The organism is Pseudomonas sp., assembly GCF_037994325.1.
Taxonomy (GTDB): Bacteria; Pseudomonadota; Gammaproteobacteria; order Pseudomonadales; family Pseudomonadaceae; genus Aquipseudomonas.
Genome location: NZ_JBBNAH010000344.1, coordinates 1 through 4,493, shown reverse-complemented (window position 1 = coordinate 4,493; position 4,493 = coordinate 1). Strand labels below are relative to the sequence as shown.

Annotated in this window: 4 protein-coding genes; all 4 read right to left on the bottom strand. The window is 60.2% G+C overall.

Annotated features, from left to right (window positions below):
- Positions 1-936, bottom strand: a 936-nt coding sequence (gene dusB, locus AAAB16_RS11575) for a tRNA dihydrouridine synthase DusB (protein WP_340663446.1), incomplete at its 3' end; no start/stop codon positions are given.
- A 167-nt stretch (positions 937-1,103) separates the two neighbouring features.
- Positions 1,104-2,459 carry a DUF3426 domain-containing protein gene (locus AAAB16_RS11570; RefSeq protein ID WP_340663445.1) on the bottom strand — a complete coding sequence of 452 codons (1,356 nt, stop codon included), beginning with the start codon at positions 2,457-2,459 and terminating at the stop codon, positions 1,104-1,106.
- 68 nt (positions 2,460-2,527) lie between these two features.
- Positions 2,528-3,406 carry a 50S ribosomal protein L11 methyltransferase gene (gene prmA / locus AAAB16_RS11565; protein WP_340663444.1) on the bottom strand — a complete coding sequence of 293 codons (879 nt, stop codon included), beginning with the start codon at positions 3,404-3,406 and terminating at the stop codon, positions 2,528-2,530.
- A gap of 169 nt (positions 3,407-3,575) precedes the next feature.
- Positions 3,576-4,493: trypsin-like peptidase domain-containing protein (locus AAAB16_RS11560; protein ID WP_340663443.1), on the bottom strand; the 918-nt coding region annotated here is incomplete at its 5' end.

Below are 4,493 nucleotides of genomic sequence, written 5' to 3'. Positions count from 1 at the left end.
TTGCACGTCCGTGTTTTCCAGACGATTGAATTGGGCGCGAAACTCCCTGGCGCCCGGCAGGGTGGCGAGGTACCAGCCGACGTGTTTGCGCGCAATTCGCGGGCCCATCACGTCGCCATAGAAACTGTGCAGTTCCACCAGATGCTCTAGCAGAATGCGTTCCACCTCATACAACGTTGGCGCTGGCAGATACGTGCCAGTGCGCAAGTAATGCTCGATCTCGCGAAAGATCCACGGCCGGCCCTGAGCAGCACGACCAATCAACAAACCGTCGACCCCGGTGCTATCTAGCACCTGCCGGGCTTTTTCTGGCGAGGTGATATCGCCATTGGCAAACACCGGAATCGACACCGCCTGCTTGATCGCGGCGATGGTCTCGTACTCGGCGTCACCGGTGTACAAATCGGCCCGGGTGCGACCATGAACGGCGAGGGCGGTGATGCCACTTTCTTCGGCAATACGCGCAACGGTGATGCCGTTTTTGTTATCGCGGTCCCAACCGGTGCGAATTTTCAGGGTGACCGGTACATCTACTGCAGCCACCACCGCCTGCAAAATCGCACTGACCAGCGCTTCGTCTTTTAGCAGCGCAGAACCAGCTGCCTTGTTGCACACCTTCTTGGCTGGGCAACCCATATTGATGTCGATAATTTGCGCGCCCAGTTCCACATTTGCCCGCGCGGCATCGGCCAGCATCTGCGGGTCACCACCGGCGATCTGCACCGAGCGTGGCTCGGGGTCACCGGCATGGAGCAAACGCAAACTGGATTTGCGCGTGTTCCACAAGCTCATGTCGCTGGTCACCATTTCCGATACCACCATGCCTGCCCCTAAGCGCCGGCAGAGCTGGCGAAATGGGCGATCAGTGACACCCGCCATCGGGGCGAGGATCAACTGATTGGGCAATGTGTATGGACCGATGCGTACCGCCGACATGGGGCTTCCCTGCTGAGAAAGGCGGATCTGAGAGTGCGAAAAAGGGTGGGCATGATACCCGCTCTGGATGACTGGATAAAGGCTGTTTTGGATAAATTATGAACAGTTTTAACCGGTCAGAACGTCGCAGTCCACGCGCCGAAATGGCAAAAATGCCGTGGCGAAAATCACTCGGGCGAGTGAAAACTCAGGCTGTAATTCACGGCTTTATTGCCCGGGTCGAGGATGTCCAGGGAGATATGGATCGGCGTTTGCGGTGGCATTTCGGCCTGGCCTGCCAACTCGCCAGCCAGGTATTCGCTAGGCTTGAAGCGACGACTGGCAAGTAGTTGGCCATTGAGGTCGGCAAAGCGGATTTCCAGCAGTGGGAAGGGCTGAGCAAAGGTCGCGCGGTTGTAGATGATGGCATCGACTACCAGTGCGCCATTGAAGTCCGGGTGGCTGCGCACCACCAGGTTGCTGCTCTTGATCAGGCTGATCTCGACCTTGGAGGGCAGGCTGCAACCGATGTTCGGGCACAGCTCTTCAAACCAGGGGCGGTATTGGTCTTGCCGGGCCAATTCGTCGAAGTGGTACGCCACGTACTGGGTCACCAATGCCGCGGCGCCGATCAGGTTCAGCAGGCCCCAACCGATCCAGCGGCCCCAGGGTTTGCGTTGTTCTTGCCAGTCCAATTGCAGCGGATCATCGGCGAGATGAAACAGGCTGTCATCACGCAGCGCCGGTTCAGCGCGGCCAGGTTTGTTGAGGTCTTTGACGGCGGAGAAATTGTCGCGCTCGTGCTCGTGCTGATCCTCATCATCGTCGTGCGCGGGGTGATCGTGGTCGCGGTCGGCGCTGAGCTTAAAGGCTGGCTCAAGATCGTCTTCACTATCGTCGATACGGCCGCTGCCCAGTTTCGGTTCGTTGTCGGCCGGCAGCGGTTCGCTGATAGCAGGTGCGGCTGGCTCCGGGCGCGGACGAAACACCGGAGGCGGCGGTGCCACACTCGGTGCGGGTGCCGGAATGCCATCGTTACTGGTTTTTGGCGCGGTCTCTTTTTTCAGCAGCGCTTCGGCCCAGGCTTCGTCATGGCGATCGTCAATGCGATCAGGCCCTTTGAGGAAGTCATCTTTGGCCGTCATGGCAGGGGCCAGCGATAAAAACTCCTGCGACAGTTGCAGCTCTTGCTGTTCCAGCTTGGCCAGTTCTTCGTCCAGGCTGTCGAGGTCGAGGTCGTCGTGAATCCACAGGGTTTCGCTGGTGGCCTTGCCTGCTGTTGGAATAGCCGCAGCGGGTGCGGCGGGTTTTGCAGCAGGGGCGGGCGGCGGCACGGCGGCGGCTAGCGGTTTTGCCGGCGCGCTTGGCGCTGGAGCAGGTGCCTTGGGCTGCAATGGGTGTTCATCAAGAATCTGCTGCGCGGCATTGAATACATGCAAGCAGGCTCCGCAACGCACTTGGCCATGGGCGGCACCCAGCTGCGTACTGCTTACGCGAAAGCTGGTGCGGCAATGTGGGCATTGGGTGACGAAGCTGGCGGTCATGCAGTATTCCGGGGGGTGCGCAAATCGAACAGGGGCTAGTCTAACTCAAGGCTGGCGCCAGGTGCGCCTTAGCGGCGGCGGCCACTGATACGTACCCAGCCGTCTTTTTCAGCGGTAGGGTCGAGTTCAAACGCATCGGCGTAGGCGGCGCGAACTTCTTCGGCCTGCTCAGCGAGGATGCCCGACAGTGCCAAACGACCCTTGCTTTCTACCAGTGCGGTAATTTGTGGTGCCAGTTGCACCAGCGGGCCGGCAAGAATATTGGCTACTACCACTTCGGCCTGCACCTGCGGCAAATGTTCCGGCAAGTACAGCGGGAATAGGGCTGGGTCGATACCGTTGCGGCCGGCGTTATCGCGAGAAGCTTCCAGCGCTTGCGGGTCGATATCGGTGCCTACGGCCTGTTTGGCGCCGAGCAGCAATGCCGCGATGGCGAGAATGCCCGAGCCACAGCCAAAATCCAGCACGTTAACGCCATCCAGCTGTTGGCCATCCAGCCATTCCAAGCACAGCGCCGTCGTGGGGTGGGTGCCGGTGCCAAAGGCCAGGCCCGGATCGAGCAGCAGGTTGACGGCATCCGGCTGCGGTGCCGCGTGCCAGCTCGGCACAATCCATAGGCGCTGGCCGAAACGCATAGGGTGGAAGTTATCCATCCAACTGCGTTCCCAATCCTGGTCTTCGATGCGTTCAACGTGGTGGTCCGGCAACGTGCCGCCGGTGAGCAAGGTCAGATGGGCGAGCAAGTCAGCTTCATCGACATCGGCTTCAAACAGTGCAAGTAAATGGGTGCGTGACCACAGCGGTGTGGTGCCCAAGTCTGGCTCGTAAATCGGTTGGTCTTCGGCGTCCATAAAGGTTACCGATACCGCGCCTACCGAGAGCAGGGCGTCTTCGTAGGTTTCTGCCTGTTCCGGGCTGATGGCGAGACGGACTTGTAACCACGGCATAACGGACAACCTCGAAGACGGTGCTTTTTTAAAGAAGAGCAGGCTTAACAGGGCGGCAAGCTTACTTGAGCTACCGGCGCCGTGCCAGCCGCGTGGTGCGCGCCCTAGCGTGGGGGCGCAAAAAAACAAACGCCCCGAACGGGGCGGGGCGTTTGTTTCGTTGCCGGTGTTACTCGGTGGCGTCGTTGGTGGCCGGTGGCGGTCGCAGACCAATCTCGGCCTTGAGCTCCATCAGCTTGCCGTTGCGCATAATCTCGATGCTGGTTTTTTCCCCCGGCTTGGCGCGCGCCACCTGGTTCATCGAGCGCCGGCCATCGCTGGCCGGCTCACCATCAATGTTCAAAATCAGATCGCCCGGCATCAGCCCTGCTTTTTGCGCTGGGCCGTCACGGTAGATACCGGCAACCACGATGCCGGGGCGCCCGTCCAGACCAAAGGATTCCGCCAGCTCAGGGGTCAGCGGCTGCACTTCGATACCCAGCCAGCCACGAATAACCTGGCCGTGTTCGATGATGGCTTTCATCACATCCAGCGCCAGCTTGGTGGGGATGGCGAAACCGATGCCCTGCGAGCCGTTGGATTTAGACAAAATCGCGGTATTGATACCCACCAGATTGCCGTGGGCATCGACCAGCGCGCCGCCGGAGTTACCCGGGTTGATGGCCGCGTCGGTCTGGATAAAGTCTTCGTAGGTGTTGAGGCCCAACTGGTTGCGGCCGGTGGCGCTGATGATGCCCATGGTCACGGTCTGGCCAACGCCGAACGGGTTGCCGATGGCCAGGGCAACGTCGCCAATGGCGATGGCGTCGGAGCGGCCAAGGGTGATTGAAGGCAAGTCCTTGAGGTCGATCTTCAATACCGCCAGGTCGGTTTCCGGGTCACTGCCGATAACGCGCGCCAGGGTCTCGCGGCCGTCTTTAAGGGCCACGACAATTTGATCGGCGCCCGCCGTCACGTGGTTGTTGGTGAGCAAGTAGCCTTCGGGGCTCATGATCACTGCCGAACCGAGGCTGGATTCCATGCGCCGCTGCTTGGGCAGGTTATTGCCAAAGAAACGCCGGAACTGCGGGTCTTCAAACAGCGAATT